The organism is Companilactobacillus pabuli, from assembly GCF_014058425.1.
GTDB classification, from domain to species: Bacteria; Bacillota; Bacilli; order Lactobacillales; family Lactobacillaceae; genus Companilactobacillus; species Companilactobacillus pabuli.
The window spans coordinates 1,431,825-1,451,935 of the sequence record NZ_CP049366.1 but is presented as its reverse complement, the minus strand read 5'-3'; the positions used below and the strand labels follow the sequence as shown (position 1 = coordinate 1,451,935).

Below are 20,111 nucleotides of genomic sequence, written 5' to 3'. Positions count from 1 at the left end.
GGTCAGGTTTTAAGAGAAGAATTTATTATGAAAATAAATAAATTTAGATTAAAGTTCAGAAAACATTTTGTTCCTAGTTATGAATAAAAATAAAAAAATATTGCAAAAAAAATAACGCTGAAGAAATTCAACGTTATTTTTTTATCTATTATTTCTTAGAAGATGATGATGAAACATATCCTGAAAGAACATCCTTCAAATCACTATCTTTAATAGAAACATCAGCCTTCTTCAAGACCTTTGAAACAACTTTTTGCATAACAGTTGAATCTTGTAGCCATGAAGCATAGATTTTAGATTTAAGTTCTGCAGTGTGATCACTCATCTTACCCTTAGCAGGTTTCTTAAGAAGTTTGATAACACTGTAACCATAACTTGTTTTAACTGGTGTATCTGTGTAATCGCCGACCTTGTCTAGCTTGTATGCGGCTGTCTTAAAGTCAGTATCAACACTTGTACTATCGTTATCGAAGGCAGCTAACTTACCACCCTTGTTCTTTGTAGCTGAATCAGTTGAGTATTCTTTAGCAAGTTTTGAGAAATCTTCGCCGTTTTGAAGTTTTGTAATAACTTCTTGAGCAGTAGCTTTCTTACTTACTAGGATTTGAGCAACTTGAATCTTAGGTTGGTAACTCTTCCATTCCTTCTTAAGATCCTTGTTTGTAACTTTCTTATTCTTCTTCAAAGCAACTTTTGTAAGAAGGTTAGTACGAATATTCTTCTTGAATTGGGCAGTTGTCATACCATTTTGTTGAAGAATAGAGCTGAATGATGAACCATATTGACTCTTGTACTTGTTATATTCTTTGTTAACTTGTTTTGTGGAAACATCCTTACCATATTGATCTTCAAGAGCTTTAGTGATGATCATAGTTTGGAGAGTTTGTTTACCTGATGAAGAACTCTTCATTTCCTTGTAGTATTCTTCTTGGGTAATTCTTCCACCCTTAAGAGTAGCAACAGTCTTGTTACCAGAACATCCAGCAACAACTGTTATCATAAATAGACCAGCAATAGCTAAGATCCATTTAGTTAAACGTTTATTCATCTTTACACATCCTTAATTAATATGTCTACAATTGAAAAGACTACCATAAAACATCAGGAATAGTTTGTCATTTATTGAAAAAATCACAAAAAATTCATAATTTAGGCTAATTTTGCTTGAAACTAGCCAGATTTTCTTTCATTTCGGCGATTGAACTTTGCAATTCGTCTACATCAGGTTTGATGCTAGTAGAGTAGTCGGCAATATCTTTTTGAATTCCAGACATTACTTCTGGTACCACAGCAGCATTTTTCTGTAAATCAGCTAATATATCTTTAAAATCTTTTATATTCTTAAATATCTTGGTATCATTAACACTAGGTGTGGCGTCTTTTGATTGAAATAGTTCAAGAGCAATTCCTGAAACAGTTCCAATCACAAATCCTGTAAAGAATTTCATTATTAAGCCTCCAAGTGTTGTTTGATATTGTCAGCACGCTTTTGGAGTTCTTCATTACTTGCTAAACCAGTGTTGTCTCCCCAATGCATTGAGAAGTCATCATCTTTAGAATAACGAGGTACCAAATGGATGTGTGAGTGCATAACGCTTTGATAAGCAATCTCACCATTATTTTGACAAATGTTCATCCCAATGATCTTAGGGTTAGAAGCCTTGATGGCACGAGCAATCATAGGAATCTTCTTGAAAACACGTTCTGCCAAATCTTCGTCATAGGCAAAAATGTCTTTGACATGTTTTTTAGGAACTACGAGCGTGTGACCAGGCGTTACTTGAGAAATGTCAAAGAAAGCCTTGATATCATCATCCTCGTAGATTGTTGTACTAGGAATATCTCCGTTAATTATTTTGCAAAAGACGCAATCATCCATGTAAAAATCTCCTTTCAAAAAACAGCATTAGATTTACTATAATGCTATCATAATACACATATTAAAAACAGATAACAGGTGGTTTAATCCATGACTTTAGAAGTAAAAGAACTGACCGGAGGGTACGGTCAAGTATCAGTATTGAAAAAAGAAACCTTCACAGTTGAAAGTGGTCAGGTCGTCGGCTTGATTGGTTTGAATGGTGCTGGTAAATCAACAACTATCAAACATATCATCGGCTTATTGAATCCACGTGGTGGACAAATTTTGATTGATGGTATTAGTCTGCATGATGATGTAGAAAAGTATCGTAAAAAGATTGCCTATGTGCCGGAAATGCCAATTCTTTATCCTGAATTGACTCTAAGAGAGCATATCGATTTAACGATAATGGCCTATGACCTTGATCGAGATAAAACGTGGGAAAATGCGAATAAGTTGTTAAAAACATTTCGTTTGGACAACAAACTGGATTGGTTCCCACAGAATTTCTCTAAAGGTATGAAGCAAAAGGTTATGATTGTTTGTGCCTTTATGACCGATGCTAGTTTATTTATCATTGACGAACCATTTACAGGACTTGATCCGTTGGCAGTCAATGATTTATTAAATATTGTTGAAGTTAAGAAAAAAGCAGGATGCTCAGTTTTGATGTCAACTCACGTGTTAGCTACTGTGCAAAACCATGCTGATAAGTTCGTCTTGATCAATCACGGACAAGTGCGTGCTGATGGTACTTTGGATCAATTGAAGGCTAAATTCAACATGCAAAAAGATTCTAATCTTGATGATATTTATCTCAAGATGTCAAATGAGGATCTCTAATGTTAAAACTTTGGAATGAAAGATTAAGAAGACATCAACTTAATCAATTCAAGTATCTCAGATTGATTTTTAACGATAATTTTGTGTTAGCTTTTATCGTTTTGATAGGGGCCTTAGGCTTTTGGTATTCTAATTTATTAGGGACTATCAGTGGACCAATTATTTTGGGTAAACCAATTGTGATTGTTTTGCTATTTTTAGCAGTTCAAGTAGGTGGTATTGCTACCTTATTGGAAGACCCAGATAGTACTTTCTTGCTAGTTAAAGAAAAAGAATTTTATAAATACTTTAAAGCAGCAAAGAATTACAGTGTTTTTGTACCAATCGTAACTTTAGTATTGGTCAATTTCTTATTGTCAGCATTTGCCTCTCGTGCAGGTGGGATGAAAGTCTTAGATATTGTCGTTGTAGCCATTGGTTTAATAATTTATAAATTAGGATTTTTGAATGTCAACTTGATGGAATTATATGGCCAAGCTAAATTTGGCAATACAAGTATGCGTTTAGTTTCTAATTTGTTGTTATTAGTGTCATTAATAATTTCGACCTATTTCTTCAGTTGGTTGATGATTATTGTAGGAGTAGTCTTTTACCTTTATTTGAATGCTCGTACAAAAACACTTGAGACTAGTGGACAGCTGCAATGGAAATATGCAATTGAAACTGAAAATCAACGAATGTTTCGTATCAAGCGTTTCTATAACTTGTTCACTGATGTACCTGGTGTTAATAGTAAAATTAAACGTCGCAAGTGGTTAGATGGTTTATATAAATCAATTAAACCAATTAGTAGCAATACTTATTTGTACTTGTTTGCTAGAGGTTTTGTTAGAAATAACGAGTATATTGGATTATTCTTGCGTTTAACGATTATTCAAGCTATTATGTTGGCTTTGATTGATAACTTCTATATCTCATTAGTAGTAGAAATGTTATTTATTTACCTAGTTGGGTTCCAGTTGAAACCTTACTTTAAGGAAGTTATGCAAAACCTTATGCAACGGCTTTATCCTATCAGTGGTAAGACTAAAATCAATGATTTTACTAAATTGAGCACGTTTATTTTATTGATTCAATGGATTATCAGTGCATTAGCAGTATTATATAAGTTTGGGTTCAGTATCAATAGTTTGATTATCATCGTGGCTGGTTTAGCAGTCTTGTTCTTCGTCAACTATTTCTACATGCCAAGACAATTAAAAAAATATTTAGATTAATGGAGTAATTATTTATGCGTTTAAGAAACAAACCTTGGGCTAAGGATATGATCAATGACAACTTAGACCTAATTTCCATTCAGCCGGAAAATATGCCTGGCAAATGGCAATCTCGTTTTGAAAAAGAACAACCTTTGTTTATCGAAGTAGGTTCCGGTAAGGGAAGATTCATTACTGAATTGGCTAAGCAAAACCCTCAAAATAACTATATTGGAATGGAGGTTCAAGAAGGTGCCATTGCCTTGCTACTAAAAAAGCAAGTTGAGTTAAAATTACCCAACTTGCAATTGTTGTTAGCTAATGGTGCTGATCTATCAGAATACTTTGCTGAAGATGAAATATCAGGCATTTACTTAAACTTCTCTGATCCATGGCCAAAGACTCGTCATGAAAAGCGTCGATTAACTTATAAGTCATTCTTGAAACAATATCAATATATTTTAAAAGATGAAGGTAACTTGCGATTTAAGACTGATAATCAAGGCTTGTTCGAGTATTCTTTGATCAGTATGAATAACTATGGGATGAAATTTGATGAAATCTCATTAGACCTTCACAATGATGAAGCACTCAATCAAAACAATATTGAAACTGAATATGAAGAAAAGTTCTCAAAAAAAGGCTTCAGGATCAATTACCTGAAAGCCCATTTCTAAAGTTTAGTTTTATTAATTTAATTTATTGTACTTTTTTGATGTTAAGCAATTCGCCGGTTAGAGCATCAGCAATGAAGTGATATTGGGCAACATCAAAGTCATCCATTGTGGTTACGCCACCAACGATTCCCCAAGTAGCACGACCATTAACATCTACTCTTTGGTAGAATGGTTCGACCCATGAACCGATGACTTTACTATCTTCGCCCAAAACGGACTTAACTTTGTCAATAATTTTCTCGCTATCTAGATGGTGTTTTACTAAGACTGTTGCGGCTGCTCCGGCAGCTAGTACAGTACCAGCAACGATTAATGAACCGATACCTTTTTTACTCATAAAAATCACTCCTTGATTTCGATTTACTGATATATTACCACTATTATATATCATTCTTGAGCGTAAGAGCACTTAATTGACCGTTTAACAAATAAAAAGTATCTTATTTATGAGGTGAATAACATGAAAACATTTGAAGACTATGGTGTAAAAGATTGGCACGAAGTAACTAAGGAAGGTAAGTATATCTTATTTTTCCACGCTGACTGGTGCCCAGATTGCAAATTTATCGAACCAAAGCTTCCAGAACTAGAAAAAGAGTACTCAGATTTTGATTGGATCAGTTTCAACCGTGATAATAACATGGAAATTGCTCAAGAATTAGGAATTATGGGCATTCCTAGCTTTGTTATTATTGAAAATGGCAAAGAAATTGGTAGACTAGTAAATAAAGATCGAAAAACTAAAGAAGAAGTTGAGACCTTTATTAACAGTGTAGTTAACAAATAATTAATCAAGTGAGGGAAAAAACTTGCTATTAAGCTTTTATAATCCAGATGTTTTAGGGGATGTTTTGCTCGTTGAAACACAAGAAGATGTTGCAACTCAAAACACTACTCAAAAAGATAATGTAGTACGAATTTTTAACGAAGAAGATGACCAAGCAATTGGTTTTAACTTCTTTGGTCTCGGAGAAAAACTCGGAATTCAAAATGAATCCGGTCAAGTATATCTCGACGAACAACAAGTGGCAGTCTTAAATGACGCTCTTGAACAAGCAGGTTTTTCTGATAAGTTGGAAGCTGACAATAGTCCAAAGTTTGTAATTGGACATGTTGATGCAATCAAAGAACATCCTGATTCAGACCATTTGCACATTACTCAAACTGATGTTGGCTTTGATAAGCCAGTTCAAATCGTTTGTGGTGCACCAAACATTGATCAAGGACAATTAGTTGTTGTTGCTTTGCCTGGTGCCGTAATGCCTACTGGTGCCGAAATTTGGCCTGGTGAATTACGTGGTGTAGATAGTTTTGGAATGATTTGTTCTGCTCGAGAATTGGGTATTCCTAATGCACCACAAAAACGTGGAATTTTAGTGCTTGATGATGGTAAAGCCGGACAAGCATTTGATTTTGAAGCAGCAAAGAATTTGTTCGATTAGATTAGGAGCTATTATGGAAAATACAGTCTATCATTTTGTTGGAATTAAAGGAACAGGAATGAGTGCTTTGGCACTTATTCTTAAAGACCTCGGATATGAAGTTCAAGGATCAGATATTGATAAATATACATTTACTCAACGTGGTCTTGAACAAGCAGGAATCAAAATTTTGCCTTTTGATGAAGAAAACATTCATGAAGGTTTGACAATAGTTAAGGGAAACGCTTTTAATGATGATCAAGTAGAAATTAAAAAAGCTAATGATATGCATTTACCAGTAATTACATATCCAGAATTAGTTGGTAAATTAGTTTCAGATTATACTTCTATCGGTATTGCCGGTTCTCACGGTAAGACAAGTACTACAGGTTTGTTAGCACATACTTTGAGTGGTATTGCTAAAACTTCTTACTTAATCGGTGATGGTACAGGTAAAGGAATCAAAGATGCTAAGTTCTTTGTTTTCGAAGCTGATGAATATCGTCGTCATTTCTTAGCTTACTCACCAGATTACTTAATTATCACTAACATTGACTTTGACCATCCAGATTACTTCTTCGGTGGTATCAATGATGTTGTTGATGCTTTTGAATCTGAAGCTAGAAAGACTAAGAAAGGTATTTTCATTTGGGGTGAAGACAAGCACGCCAAATCAATCAAAGCCGATACACCAATTTATACTTATGGTTTAGATGAATCAGATTATATTCGTGCCACAAACATCAAACGTACCGTTAAAGGTTCATCATTTGATGTTTCTATCAATGGTGAAAATATTGGTAACTTCCAAGTTCCACTATTTGGTGAACACAATGTTTTGAATTCATTAGCCGTTATCGGTGTTGGTCATATGGAAAATCTTGACCACTCTTTGATTAACCGTGAATTACAAACTTTCAGTGGAGTTAAGAGACGTTTCAGCGAAAAGAAAGTTGCTGATCAAGTTATCATCGATGACTACGCTCACCATCCACAAGAAATCAAAGCAACTATTGATGCTGCTAGACAAAAGTATCCAGATAAGAAGATTATTGCAGTCTTCCAACCACATACTTATACAAGAACTTTGGCCTTGATGGATGATTTTGCTAAATCACTAGATTTGGCAGATGAAGTTTACTTGACTAATATCTTTGGTTCAATTCGTGAAGCACATGGTGATATTACAAGTAAAGATCTCGGTAACAAGATTCATAAGGGTGGTAATGTTCTAACACTTGATGACATGTCACCATTATTGGAATATCACAATACAGTAATGATATTCATGGGTGCCGGTGATGTTCAAAAGTATGAAACAGCTTATGAACAATTGCTAAGTACTTTAAATCCTAATCAACAATAATAAAAAATCCTTCAATTCAAAAATCGAATTGGAGGATTTTTTTAGAGTAATTTTAAGAAGACTGAAGCGATGATGACTGAAGCAACAGATACAGTCGCAAAGCCACCAACTAACATTTTAGGTAGAATCTTTTCTGTCAAATATGCTTCTTCATCGGGGTTTTGTGCAATCGTGTGGCAAACTTCTGTAGTCAAAATAAAATCGGCTGGGAAACCAAATAGTGCAGTTAAAGAACAAGCAAAGGCCATTTCACGACTCATTCCAAAAGGTTTAGCTAAAATAAATGAGGCAATGAACATTCCCAAAATCCCTAATAGAATCAAGACAACAATTTGTAAGATGATTTTTCCGATAATTTGTGGAGTAGTTAAACTTAGTTGCGAGAAGATGTAAGCTAGTAAACCATACATCAACCAATTGAAGACTTTAGCTTTATTTAAGGCATCGGTTTCCAAGAATCCCACTTGATGAGCTATGACACCAAAGACTAGACAAATTACGTTGGCGTTAATGACATTATGAGTTAAGATTCCAACCCAATTTGCTAAAAGTGCTATTAATGCGACTCTGGCGATAATAAAAATTGGACTTTGGTATCTAGTAGGCAAATTGATCAATAATTTTTGTCGTTTTTCTGAAGTTTGATGCTGCTGAACAATTTTGACGGCTTCAGAATTTGGATCATCTTTTTGCTTTCGATAGATTTTAGTTAATCGAAGACCTTCTTTTCGTAATAGGACTGATGTCAGTGGATAACCAATCATTGAATGCATGATGAACATTGAAACTGGTAAGGCTACTAGGGTAGTTATACCGGCAGCTTTTAAACCGTTGGTCATCAATAAGGCGGCAACAATACCACCCGTTAATGGAGGAACGGCAGCTATAACCGTTTTCCAATTGAAAAGCAGTGAACCGATGGATAAGGTCAAAATCAAGGTTCCAACGACACCAAGTAAAGCGATGCAGACAGCTTTCCATTGTTTAAATAGTTCTTTTAAATTCATTAATGTTCCCATTTGAACTAATAATAGCGACATGGCAACACCAACGAATTGGGTGGTGTATGAGGCTTGCGGGACAACATTTTTGGGAAGAATTGTCCAGTAGCCGATGGTAAAGAGTACGGCTGTAATAAAAATTGAAGGAACAAAGGCTTTTGTGGCAGCTGATACCCATTCACCAATCAATAAGAAAATCATAATTATGGTAAATGAAAGTAAATAGGTCATATTATTTCCTCCTGCAAGAATTTTTATTTAAATTCTTACCGCAAAATTTATGTTCTTTTGACTAATAAATCAATTGAAAAACTGCTTATGTTACAAAAAGTACAATTATGAATAAAATAATTTGATTATTTTGACAATTAAAATCATAGAACATAAACTCAAGGCAATAAAGTTCAGGAGGCATATGATTATGCAAACTTTATATAAAAATTTTGATTTATTTGACGGTTTGAAACCAGAAATCCAAAAAGATGCTTGGTTTATTGTTGATAGCGAATCTGGAGAAATTGTTAAATTAGGTTTTAAAGATGCTCCAGACTGTGAGAAGGTTGTTGATTTAGAAGGTAAGTATGTCATGCCAGGTTTGATCAATTCTCACGTTCACTTGATGATGAATCCAATTACTAATAAATTGGAATACTTGTCTGAAGCTGAAGTTACCTTTACTGCTTTGAATAATTTAAAAGAAGCCCTAAAAGCTGGCGTGACTTACGTTAGAGATTGTGGTTGTACTTTTGATGTAGATATTAAATTACGTCGTTTGCAAGCAGAAGGTCAACTTGGTGGAACCGAGATCGTACCTTCAGGACGTCCAATGTGTATCACTGGTGGACACGCTGACTTTACCGAAGGTATTGATGGAGAAACTACTTGGGGTCACTTAGTCGATTCATCTGATGAGATGCGCCATGCGGTTCGTCGTCAATTTAAATTAGGAGCAAAAAACATTAAAGTTATGGCAACTGGTGGTGTCATGTCCGCAACTGATCAAATCGATGATACTGAATTTTCAGTTGATGAATTGAAGACCGCCGTTGCTGAAGCTCATACAAAGCATATGACGGTTGCTGCACATGCTGAAGGTACACAAGGGATTCACAATGCTATTATTGCTGGTGTTGATTCAGTAGAACACGGTTGTTTGATTTCTGATGATGATATTGACTTGATCAAAGAAAAGGGTATTTATCTAACTCCAACCGTCATAGCAAGTTACACTATCCCAACTTATGGTGAAGGTAAGTTGCCATCATACATGGTTGATAAAGCTAGAGGATTTTTGGATAAGTTTTACGCTCGTATGAAAGTTGTCAATAAGGCTGGCGTCAAATTGGCATTTGGTACCGATGCGGGAACCCCATTTAATTGTTTTGCCGATACACCAAAGGAATTGGAATTATTGACTAAAGTTGGAGCTAGCAATGCTGAAGTCTTGTTAGCCGCTACTAAAAATAGTGCTCACTTGTTGAGAATCGATGATAAGTATGGTTCTATTCAAGAGGGTAAGATTGCTGATTTTCTAGTACTTGATCACGATCCACTAGCTGACGTTAAGGCTGTTCAACAAGTTGATAAGAGTGTTTATAAAAAAGGTGTTAAGGTCTATTAATTTTAAGAGTAATATTTCACTTTACCAAAAAAGCAGAGATATCCGATTAGATATCTCTGCTTTTTTGGTAATTGTAATATTAAAGTAATTTTAAAAATACTGAAGCAATAATAACTGAAGCAACTGATACAGTGGCAAATCCACCAACTAACATTTTAGGAAGTATATTGGCTGTTAAGTAAGCTTCTTCACCCTCATCCGTAGCAACACTATGACAAACTTCAGTTGTAAGAATAAAATCAGCTGGAAAACCAAATAGTGCGGTTAATGAACAGGCAAAAGCCATGTTTTTACTCATACCAAAAGGCTTAGCGAGTGCATATGAAGCTAGGAACATTCCGAAAATTCCAAGAACAATTAAAACTAGAATTTGAACAATGATTCCACCAATAATTTTTGGTGTGGTCATACTTAATTGGGAGAAGATGTATGCTAAAAGACCATACATTAACCAATTAAATACTTTTGCCTTATCCAAAGCACTATCTTCAAAAAAGCCAACTTGATGTGCGATAACACCAAATATTAAACAAATAACATTGGCATTAATAACGCCATTCATTAAACCTGCGACCCAATTGCTAAGCAATGCTACTAAAGCAACGCGCACGATAATAAAGACAGGAGTCTGATACTGAGTAGGAAGATTGAAGACCGGTTTCCTTTTTTCTTCTACGACTTTTTCCTGATTGATCATTTTAGAAACGTCAGAATTAGGATCGTCTTTTTGGCTTTGGTAAATTCCAGCGAGGCGATGTCCCTCTTTTCTGAGTAATAATGATGTCAAAGGATAACCGACCATGGAATGCATAATATACATAGAAACTGGTAGGGCAACTAAAGTAGAGATTCCAGCCGCTTTTAATCCATCTGTCATTAATAATGCGGCTACAAGACCACCAGTTAGCGGTGGGATAGCGGCAACAACGGTGTGCCAATCAAAAATCAAAGTTCCAACTATCAATGTAAAAATCAAAGTTCCAGCAACGCCTAATAAAGCGATACAAACGGCTTTCCATTGATCCAATAATTCTTTTAAATTCATCAAAGTTCCTAAATGGACTAATAACATTGAGACACCAATGCCTATGAATTGAGTATTAAAAGATGCTTGTGAAACGATGTTTTTGGGCAAAATAGTCCAAAAGCCAATGGCAAAACATACTGCAGTAATAAAAATTGATGGGATAAAGGCCTTAGTAGCAGCTGAAACCCAATCCCCGATTAACATGAAGACCATAACAATTGTAAAAGCAATCAGATAATTCATAAGCTATCCTCCTAAAGATTAAAGAATTATTAAAAATTAATTTAATCTTTTTTCATTTATATGTCAAATCTATTTTTGAAGTCATTGAGAAACACTTGCAATCACTGATTTTATAAGGGATTTTGAAATTAATTTTATTATCATATATTTTAATTAAAACGTTGACAATTATTAAAAACAATCTTTGAATTTGGTCAATAATCTTTAGGAGGCATTGCTATGACGCAAACTTTATATAAAAATTTTAAATTATTTGATGGAAATAAATTTAAGATTCAAGAAAATGCTTGGTTCGTTGTTGATAATGAATCAGGTAAAATCACAAAATTAGGATTTAATGAATCACCTGATATGGAGAATGCGGTTGATTTAAAGAATAAGTATGTGATGCCTGGATTGGTAAATGCTCATACACACATTATGATGAATCCTCAGACTAATAAGTTGAACTATCTTTCAGAAGCAGAGGTAACATTTACTGCATTGAAAAATTTAAAGGAGTTGTTGAAGTCTGGAGTTACATATGTGAGAGATTGTGGGTGTGCTTTTGATGTGGATATTAAATTACGCCGTTTACAAGATGAAGGGCAATTAGGTGGAACTGAGATTATGCCTTCAGGACGTCCTATGAGTATGACGGGTGGACATGGTGATTTTACTGAAGGATTAGATGGAGAAACTACTTGGGGTAATTTGGTTGATTCTCAAGATGAAATGAGAAAAGCGGTTAGAAGAGAATTCAAATTAGGAGCAAAAAATATTAAGGTCATGGCAACTGGTGGTGTTATGTCAGCAACCGATCAAATTGATGATACAGAATTAACGGAAGAAGAAATTGCCACCGCGGTTGAAGAAGCACATTCAAAACATATGACTGTGGCGGCTCATGCTGAAGGTGCTAATGGAATTCATAATGCCGTTGTTGCAGGTGTTGATTCAATTGAGCATGCATCTTATATTACTGATGAAGATATTGAACAAGTATTGAAAAAAGGAATTTACGTCTCACCAACATTGATCGCTGCGTATACGATTCCAGAATATGGTGAAGGAAAATTACCACAATATATGCTTGATAAAGCCAATGCATTTATTAAAGACTTTTATGAGCGAATTGGAGCTTGCGTGAAGGCTGGTGTCAAATTGACTTTGGGTACAGATGCTGGAACACCATTTAATGATTTTAAAGATACTGCTAAGGAATTAGAGTTATTAACAACTGTTGGTGCAACGAATGAACAGGCTTTGTCAGCTTCAATCAATAGTTCTAAGCTGATGGGTATTGATGATGAATATGGAACTTTGGAAGTAGGAAAAATGGCTGATTTTTTGGTTTTGGATGATGACCCTGTCGAAGATGTCAAGGCGGTTCAACAGGTTGATAAGATGGTCTACAAAAAAGGTGTCAAAGCATTTTAGAAGGGATTTTAAATTATGACAAAAACTTTTATTCATTTGAATTTATTTAATGGGGTTGATAATAAAATATATGAAGATAGTTATTTAACTGTTGATGATAATGGCAAAATCGTTGCCAAAGGTACGGGTGTTCCTAAAGATTCGACCGCAAAGGTGGATCTTCAAGGTAAATATGTGATGCCCGGATTGATTAATGCACATACGCACATCATGATGAACCCTCAAACAAATAAACTTGAATTTTTATCAGAAGCCGAAGTTACATTTACAGCTTTGAAAAATCTAGATACTTTGTTACATGCCGGTGTTACCTATATTAGGGATTGTGGTTGTCCTTTTGACGTTGATATCAAATTGAAAAGACTTCAAGAAGCTGGTCAATTAGGAGGAACAGAAATTGTAGCCTCTGGTCGTCCAATGACAATGACTGGCGGACATGGTGACTTTAAAGAAGGATTAGATGGAAATGTTACTTGGGGACATCTAGTTGATTCTCCAGATGAAATGAGAAGAGCGGTTCGTCAAGAATTCAAAATGGGTGCTAAAAATATTAAAGTTATGGCTACAGGTGGTGTTATGTCATCAACTGATCAAGTGGATGACACTGAGCTTACTGAAAACGAAATTCATGTAGCGGTACAAGAAGCACATACTAAACACATGACGGTTGCTTCCCATGCTCAAGGAAATAATGGCATTCAAATTTCTTTAGATGCTGGGGTAGATTCGATTGAACATGGAATTTATGTTGATGAAAAGCAAGCTGATTTTATGAGAGAACACAATGTCTTTTTAGTACCAACCTTGAACGCTTGTGCAGGTATTGACAAATATGGCGTTGGTAAAATTCCAGATTACATGATTAAAAAGAATGATTTAGTGAAGAAAGATTTCTTTCAGAATATAGGGATGGCTTTAAAGAAAGGTGTCAAGGTAGTCGTTGGAACGGATGCTGGAACGCCATTTAATAGCTTTGAAACAGGAACTACAGATGAATTGGAATTGATTGTTGGCTTAGGAGTTAGTCCATATCAAGCTTTATTAGGTACAACTCAGTATGCTGCTGAACTGTTAGGTATTACAGACAATTATGGTAGCTTGGACGTTGGTAAAGTAGCTGATTTCTTGGCTTTGGATAAAAATCCGTTGGAAGATATAAAATTAGTTTCCCAACCTGATAAGGCTATTTATAAAAAAGGTGTTTTAGTAAAATAAGTCTATTTCTCTAGAAATAATAAGTTTGTTTGTTTATAATAAACAACATAAATAAACCAAAAAAGCTATGACAGAGCAGATTGTCATGGCTTTTTTTACGATTTGAAGAGAGGTATTGGTTTGAAAGATTCTGTATCAACAAGAGTGAAGCTATCCATCTTGGCAGTCGGTTTACTATCATTTACTGGTATTCTAATTGAAACGTCAATGAATGTTACTTTTCCAACTTTGACTAAAGAATTGAATGTTTCTTTGGGAACGGTTCAATGGTTAACGACGGGTTATTTGTTATTAACAACGATTGTTATGAGTACGACGGCTTATGTTTTAAAAAAATTTAATCCTTTGAAGATTTTTATTTTTGCGGCGACACTTTGTTTAGTTGGCTCGTTAATTTGCTTTATGGCACCTAATTTTCCGGTTTTGATGGCTGGTAGGTTGCTTCAAGCGGTGGCAACTGGATTGTCGACACCATTAATGTTTAATTTGATTTTTGAAGAAATTCCACCTACGAAACTAGGCCTTTACACAGGCTTAGCAGGAGTCGTTATTTCATTAGCTCCCGCACTTGGTCCAACTTATGGCGGCATCATTAATCGTTTGTGGACTTGGAGAGAAATTTTCGTTGGAGTTTTGCCATTAATTATTATTTTATTCGTTATTGGTTGGTTTACGATTCGGGGCAAAGCTTATGGTACAGAAGGGATTTCCTTTGATTACTTGAGCGTTGTTGGTTTAGCAATTATTTTTTCAGTTATTCTATTTACCTTTGATCAAGCTGGTAGTCATGGATGGTTATCAAGTCGATTCCTACTATGGGTAATTATTTCAGCAATTATCGTCGTCATTTTTGCTCGCTATAATAAAAAAAGTCAACGACAATTGATTGACTTTTCAATTTTGAAATTACCAGTTTTAAGATTAAGATTGTTTGGTTATTTCAGTTTGCAATTTATCAATATTGGATTATCGTTTGTTTTGCCAATTTTTGCCCAAACGGCTTTAAAACTAGATTCCGCTCAAGCTGGATTGATGCTCTTACCAGGTTCACTCATGGGAGCAATCGTAGGTCCTATCGCCGGTCATTTGTATGATAAAAAAGGTGCTACTTTTCCTTTAATGATCAGTGGAATTTTATTGACAAGTGGTTCATTATTGTTTTGGTTCCAGAGCGAGAAACTCACGTTGTTAAGCATAACTTTGATTTATATTGTAGTTAGATTAGGCTTCAACTTTGGTTTTGGACCATCATTGTCTGATGGAAGTATGCAAGTTCAAGGACGCAAAAAATCTGATCAAAATTCTTTGTTTAGTATGATGCAGCAATACGCCGGTTCTCTTGGGACAAATGTGTTGTCAGTTGTTATTTCGGCGGTAGCTTTAACTAGTGGTACTAAAAATGAAGTACTAAATACTGTTTTAGGAACAAAAATAGATTTTATCTTGTTAACAGTATTGTCGTTGTGTGTTTTGGTATCAGTGATTTACGTCTATTATCGTTATGAAAAAGAAAATTAATTAATCAAAGTCCTGTAAAATTTAATCAGGACTTTTTTAGTTGGTCGTAAACTGTTACAACAACTCTGTATTTGTTAAAATAGAGGTAGTTAATTTCGGTTTTATTGGAGAATATATGTCAAAAAATAAAAAATTACTTTTAATAGATGGAAACAGTGTCTCATTTCGAGCATTCTTTGCGATGCACAATGTTTTAGATAAATTTGTTAACGGCGAGGGTATCCATACAAATGCTTTGTACGCCTTTAATAACATGTTGGAATTAATCCTAAAGGATGAAAAACCAACTCATGCCTTGGTGGCTTTTGATGCTGGTAAGACTACTTTTAGAACCAAGATGTTTGATGAATATAAAGGAACTCGGGCTAAGACTCCTCAAGAGTTAATGGAACAACTTCCTTTGATTCAAGAGATGTTGAACTATCGTGGCATCAAGACTTATGAATTACCTGATTATGAAGCCGACGATATTATCGGAACGATGTCTCACAAAGCTGAACTGGACGGCATGGACGTGACGATTATTACTGGTGACCGTGATTTGACGCAGTTGGCTACTGACAAAGTAACTGTTAAAGTCAATGTCAAAGGGGTAACTGAAACAGAAAGTTATACGCCAGAACACGTTCAAGAAAAATTAGGTATCACACCTAAGCAAATTATCGATATGAAAGGTTTAATGGGTGATAATTCTGACCATTATCCAGGTGTAGAAAAAGTCGGTGAGAAGACCGCTATTAAGTTGCTCAATCAATATGGTAGTGTTGAAGGCATTTACGAACATGTTGATGAAATGAAGAAGAGTAAGTTAAAAGAGCATTTGATCAATGATAAAGATAAAGCGTTCTTAAGTAAGAAGTTAGCTACAATCGATTTAGAAGCACCGGTTGAGTTGCAATTGGCAGATCTTGAATATCGTGGTGATAATCAAGAACAATTGATGCAATTTTATCAAAAGATGAATTTCAAGACTTTCTTGAGTAGAATGGACATCCCTCAGGAAGATACAGCTGAAAAATTGGCTGATATTAAGGTTTTGGAATTAAATGATGAAGCAGTTGAAAAGATCGTTAATAGTGACAAAGTTCATACCTTGATCGTGGAGGGTTTTGGCGAAAACTATCATACGTCACCAATTATTGGTCTATTGATTTCTGATGGCGAAAATTATTATGGTACGACTGATTTTTCGATCTTAGAGAATTCTCAATTGAAAGATTGGTTAGCTGATGGTTCCAAGGAAAAATACTTGTTTGATAATAAAGCAACGATTGCTCAATTGATCCGCTATGGCTGCAAACTAAGTGGTGTTACTTTTGATATGTTGCTAGTGGCATATTTGCTGGATACTAATGACAACAAACAAGATATTGGTCTAGTTGCCAAAAACTACGATATTAATTTGCCTACTGAAGAAGAATTCTATGGTAAAGGTGTCAAAAAAGCTGTCCCAGAAGATGATAAAGTCTTATTGAATTTCTTGGCTCAAAAAGCTCAAGTAATTGATACTTTAAAAGACAAAATGATGTCTGAACTAAAGGATAATGATCAAGATAGTCTATATGATGAAATTGAATTGCCATTATCGATTGTTTTAGCGGAGATGGAAATTAAAGGTATTACGGTTGAGGTCTCGAAATTAAAAGAGATGGAAAATACTTTTGCTACACGTTTGGCTAAGATTGAACAAGAGATTTATCAAGAAGCTGGTAAGGAATTCAACATCAATTCTCCCAAGCAATTAGGGGTCGTTTTATTTGAAGATTTGAAACTACCAGTTATTAAAAAGACGAAGACTGGTTATTCAACTTCAGTAGATGTTTTGGAGAAATTAAAAGATAAATCGCCAGTAGTTCAAAAAGTGCTCGATTATCGTCAAATTTCTAAGATCCAATCGACATATGTCGTTGGTTTGCAAAAATTTGTTCAACCAGATAACAAAATTCATACTATTTACTTGCAGACTTTGACTCAAACGGGACGTCTATCATCAATTGAGCCTAATTTGCAAAATATTCCAATTCGAATCGATGAAGGAAAGCAAATCAGAAAAGCTTTTGTACCGCAACATCCGGACTGGGAAATCTTTTCAGCCGATTATTCACAAGTTGAGTTACGTGTTTTAGCACACATTTCTGGTGATGAGCACATGCAAGAAGCTTTTAATGAAGATTATGATATTCACGCTCATACGGCTATGAGAATCTTTGGACTTGATAGTACTGATGAAGTAACTCCTAATATGCGTCGCCAAGCCAAGGCTACTAATTTTGGTATTGTTTACGGAATCAGTGACTATGGTTTGTCACAAAATATTGGCATTAGTCGTAAGAAAGCAGCTGAATTTATTGCTTCATACTTTGAACAATATCCTGGCGTTAAAAAGTATATGGATGATATCGTTAAATATGCTCGTGAAAATGGTTATGTAGAAACAATCATGCATCGTCGTCGCTATTTGCCAGATATTCATTCTCGTAATTTTAATATCAGAAACTTTGCTCAAAGAACGGCGATGAATACACCAATTCAAGGTAGTGCGGCAGATATTATCAAAGTGGCCATGATCAATATGCAAAAGATGCTCGAGAAGGAAAATCTCCAAGCTAACTTATTGTTACAAGTACACGATGAAATGATTTTTGAAGCACCAAAAGCTGAAATTGAAACTCTTGAAAAATTAGTACCAAGTGTGATGGATTCAGCAGTCAAACTCGATGTTCCTTTGAAAGTAGAAACTGCTCACGGCAAAACTTGGTATGAAGCGAAATAGGTGATAAAATGCCAGAAATGCCAGAAGTAGAAACAGTTAGACGTGGATTGATTTCTCAAGTCAAAGGTCGAAAAATAACCCACGTTGAAATTCGATATCAAAATTTGATCACTGGGGATGTTAACCAGTTTGTTGAATTCGTAACTGGAGCAACAATCACTGATATTGGACGTCGAGCCAAATTTTTATTGATTCATTTGGATAATGGTTATACAATAATTAGTCATTTACGAATGGAAGGTCGTTATAAAATTTCTAGTGACCCTAGTGCAATTGATAAGCATTCTCACGCCATTTTTACGTTAGATAACGGACAAAAGATGATTTATAATGATGTTCGAAAATTTGGTCGAATGCAGCTTTGGAATACTGACGATTTAAGCAATAATAAATCGATTCAAAAACTAGGACCAGAGCCTTTATCAAAAGACTTTACTTTTGAAAATTTGAAGCCTAGAATTGTACGTCATCGTAAAGATATCAAGACCGTTTTGTTGGATCAATCGGTAATGAGTGGTTTGGGGAATATTTATGTTGATGAAGTTTTGTGGAAAGTAAAGATTCATCCAGAAACACTTGCTAGCCACTTAACCGATGAAGATATTCAAAAGATTATTGAAGTGTCTAATGAAGAGATGAAACAAGCTATTCAAGCTGGTGGATCAACAGTTCGTTCATACATCGATGCTAGTGGTCACAAAGGTAATATGCAAAATAGTTTGAAAGTCTATGGTAAAGAGGGGACACCTTGTCCAAGATGCGGAACAAAAATCAAGAAAATTAAAGTTGGCGGTCGTGGTACGCATTTTTGTCCAAAGTGTCAAGTAATCAAATGAGTAAAATATATGGATTAACTGGTGGAATTGCAGCTGGAAAATCAACCATTTTGGATTTTTTTAAGACTTATGGTTGTAAAGTTTACGATGCTGACCAAATTGCACGCCAAGTCGTTGAAGTTGGAAGCATTGGTTTAAAACAAATAGTCGAAAAGTTTGGTCAAGAAGTCTTGAATGCTGACGGGACTTTGAATCGTAAAAAATTGGCTGGAATCGTTTTTTCAGATAGCGAGCAACTGAAAAATCTGAATAACATTACTAGACCTTTGATTAAGAAACGAATTTTAAAAATAATTGCCGATACTAAGGCATCAGATGAGAAAAACATTTCAATTTTTGAGATTCCTTTGTTATTTGAAGGTGGATATCAGCAGTATTTTGACGGTATAATAACTATTTATGTTAGTGAAGAAGTACAGTTAAAACGTTTAATGAATAGAAATAATATAACCAGAGAAGTTGCTTTAAATAGAATTAATTCACAAATGTCGATGTCAGAAAAACGAGATCGAGCTGATTTTGTGATTGATAATTCGGGAGATTTAACCCATTTAGCAGATGAGTTTGATAAGTTGATATCGCAACTTTGATTTGGAAAAGAGGTTAGAATTTTGATTTGTCCACATTGTCATCATGATTCATCAAAAGTAATCGACAGTCGTCCTAGCGATGAGGGACGCGCCATTAGAAGACGTCGTGAGTGTGAATTTTGCGGCACTAGATTTACGACGTTTGAAAGACTTGAGAAAGCACCATTATTAGTAATTAAGAAAAATGGTAATCGTGAAGAATTCAGTCGTGAGAAATTATTGCGGGGAATCGTCCGTGCAGCCGAAAAACGTCCAGTTACCATGGATCAAATGAATGGAATTGTCGATAAGGTTGAAAATGAAATTAGATCAACTGGTGAGAGTGAAGTGCGCTCACAATTGATTGGTGAACATGTCATGAAGATTTTAGCCAAAGTTGACGATGTCACTTATATTCGTTTTGCCAGCGTTTATCGTGAATTTAAAGATATGAATAGTTTCATGAAAGAAGTTCAAGAAATGATGGCGAACGGAAAAAATATTGATAAGAAGTAAGGGGTGGGC

20 protein-coding genes are annotated in these 20,111 nt (G+C 35.0%); 14 read left to right on the top strand and 6 right to left on the bottom strand.

Annotation, left to right across the window (positions count from 1 at the left end):
• Window positions 1–148: 148 nt before the first annotated feature.
• The 3 genes from G6534_RS07090 to G6534_RS07080 all read right to left on the bottom strand — a co-directional run bounded on the left by G6534_RS07090 (window position 149) and on the right by G6534_RS07080 (window position 1,879).
• On the bottom strand, window positions 149–1,048 hold the full coding sequence (locus G6534_RS07090; protein ID WP_059073524.1) for a peptidylprolyl isomerase PrsA: 900 nt from the start codon (window positions 1,046–1,048) through the stop codon (window positions 149–151).
• 106 nt (window positions 1,049–1,154) lie between these two features.
• A complete protein-coding gene (locus tag G6534_RS07085) occupies window positions 1,155–1,448 on the bottom strand; it encodes a hypothetical protein (protein ID WP_059073525.1) in 294 nt (97 codons plus the stop codon).
• A gap of 2 nt (window positions 1,449–1,450) precedes the next feature.
• Window positions 1,451–1,879 (bottom strand): HIT family protein, encoded by a 429-nt coding sequence (locus G6534_RS07080; protein ID WP_010019331.1) that lies wholly within the window; start codon window positions 1,877–1,879, stop codon window positions 1,451–1,453.
• A gap of 90 nt (window positions 1,880–1,969) precedes the next feature.
• Between G6534_RS07080 and G6534_RS07075 the strand changes: the two genes are divergently transcribed.
• From G6534_RS07075 to trmB, 3 genes are read left to right on the top strand one after another with little or no spacing between them, the layout of a single operon-like run.
• On the top strand, window positions 1,970–2,704 hold the full coding sequence (locus tag G6534_RS07075) for an ABC transporter ATP-binding protein (RefSeq protein WP_059073526.1): 735 nt from the start codon (window positions 1,970–1,972) through the stop codon (window positions 2,702–2,704).
• Window positions 2,704–3,921 carry an ABC transporter permease gene (locus G6534_RS07070; protein WP_059073527.1) on the top strand — a complete coding sequence of 406 codons (1,218 nt, stop codon included), beginning with the start codon at window positions 2,704–2,706 and terminating at the stop codon, window positions 3,919–3,921. The genes G6534_RS07075 and G6534_RS07070 overlap by 1 nt, the downstream gene beginning before the upstream one ends.
• 14 nt (window positions 3,922–3,935) lie before the next feature.
• Window positions 3,936–4,577, top strand: coding sequence for a tRNA (guanosine(46)-N7)-methyltransferase TrmB (gene trmB / locus G6534_RS07065; protein WP_059073528.1), 642 nt, complete (start codon window positions 3,936–3,938; stop codon window positions 4,575–4,577).
• Between the two features lie 22 nt (window positions 4,578–4,599).
• Here the strand turns inward: trmB and G6534_RS07060 are convergent, their stop codons facing one another.
• Entirely contained in the window at window positions 4,600–4,914 is a 315-nt protein-coding gene (locus G6534_RS07060; protein ID WP_010019335.1) for a hypothetical protein, read from the bottom strand.
• Between the two features lie 123 nt (window positions 4,915–5,037).
• Between G6534_RS07060 and G6534_RS07055 the strand changes: the two genes are divergently transcribed.
• The 3 genes from G6534_RS07055 to murC are packed head-to-tail and all read left to right on the top strand — an operon-like array spanning window position 5,038 to window position 7,364.
• A complete protein-coding gene (locus G6534_RS07055; RefSeq protein ID WP_059073529.1) occupies window positions 5,038–5,364 on the top strand; it encodes a thioredoxin family protein in 327 nt (108 codons plus the stop codon).
• Window positions 5,365–5,386: 22 nt separating this feature from the next.
• Window positions 5,387–6,019 (top strand): YtpR family tRNA-binding protein, encoded by a 633-nt coding sequence (gene ytpR, locus G6534_RS07050; protein ID WP_059073530.1) that lies wholly within the window; start codon window positions 5,387–5,389, stop codon window positions 6,017–6,019.
• 13 nt (window positions 6,020–6,032) lie between these two features.
• Window positions 6,033–7,364: a UDP-N-acetylmuramate--L-alanine ligase gene (gene murC, locus G6534_RS07045; protein ID WP_182082538.1), complete on the top strand. Its 1,332-nt coding sequence runs from the start codon at window positions 6,033–6,035 to the stop codon at window positions 7,362–7,364.
• A 41-nt stretch (window positions 7,365–7,405) separates the two neighbouring features.
• On the opposite strand, the gene G6534_RS07040 is transcribed toward murC, so the two are convergent.
• The gene (locus G6534_RS07040) at window positions 7,406–8,596 is read right to left on the bottom strand and encodes a hypothetical protein (protein ID WP_059073531.1); all 1,191 of its coding nucleotides are present in this window, start codon (window positions 8,594–8,596) and stop codon (window positions 7,406–7,408) included.
• 190 nt (window positions 8,597–8,786) lie between these two features.
• Here G6534_RS07040 and G6534_RS07035 point away from each other — a divergent pair, with 190 nt between their 5' ends.
• Window positions 8,787–9,986, top strand: a complete 1,200-nt coding sequence (locus G6534_RS07035; RefSeq protein ID WP_182082537.1) for a metal-dependent hydrolase family protein — start codon at window positions 8,787–8,789, stop codon at window positions 9,984–9,986.
• Window positions 9,987–10,065: 79 nt separating this feature from the next.
• Here the strand turns inward: G6534_RS07035 and G6534_RS07030 are convergent, their stop codons facing one another.
• Entirely contained in the window at window positions 10,066–11,256 is a 1,191-nt protein-coding gene (locus G6534_RS07030; RefSeq protein ID WP_059073533.1) for a hypothetical protein, read from the bottom strand.
• 219 nt (window positions 11,257–11,475) lie between these two features.
• Between G6534_RS07030 and G6534_RS07025 the strand changes: the two genes are divergently transcribed.
• From G6534_RS07025 to nrdR, 7 genes are all read left to right on the top strand, one after another.
• Entirely contained in the window at window positions 11,476–12,675 is a 1,200-nt protein-coding gene (locus G6534_RS07025) for a metal-dependent hydrolase family protein (RefSeq protein WP_059073534.1), read from the top strand.
• A 15-nt stretch (window positions 12,676–12,690) separates the two neighbouring features.
• Window positions 12,691–13,890, top strand: a complete 1,200-nt coding sequence (locus G6534_RS07020; protein ID WP_182082536.1) for a metal-dependent hydrolase family protein — start codon at window positions 12,691–12,693, stop codon at window positions 13,888–13,890.
• Between the two features lie 114 nt (window positions 13,891–14,004).
• Window positions 14,005–15,408, top strand: a complete 1,404-nt coding sequence (locus G6534_RS07015; RefSeq protein ID WP_420826958.1) for an MFS transporter — start codon at window positions 14,005–14,007, stop codon at window positions 15,406–15,408.
• Window positions 15,409–15,523: 115 nt separating this feature from the next.
• Entirely contained in the window at window positions 15,524–18,181 is a 2,658-nt protein-coding gene (polA, locus tag G6534_RS07010) for a DNA polymerase I (protein WP_059073537.1), read from the top strand.
• Window positions 18,182–18,198: 17 nt separating this feature from the next.
• Entirely contained in the window at window positions 18,199–19,017 is an 819-nt protein-coding gene (gene mutM / locus G6534_RS07005; protein ID WP_238788881.1) for a DNA-formamidopyrimidine glycosylase, read from the top strand.
• Window positions 19,014–19,607, top strand: coding sequence for a dephospho-CoA kinase (gene coaE, locus G6534_RS07000; RefSeq protein ID WP_059073539.1), 594 nt, complete (start codon window positions 19,014–19,016; stop codon window positions 19,605–19,607). Before mutM ends, coaE begins: the two co-directional genes overlap by 4 nt.
• 21 nt (window positions 19,608–19,628) lie before the next feature.
• Window positions 19,629–20,102, top strand: coding sequence for a transcriptional regulator NrdR (gene nrdR / locus G6534_RS06995; RefSeq protein ID WP_057815490.1), 474 nt, complete (start codon window positions 19,629–19,631; stop codon window positions 20,100–20,102).
• Window positions 20,103–20,111: the final 9 nt, after the last annotated feature.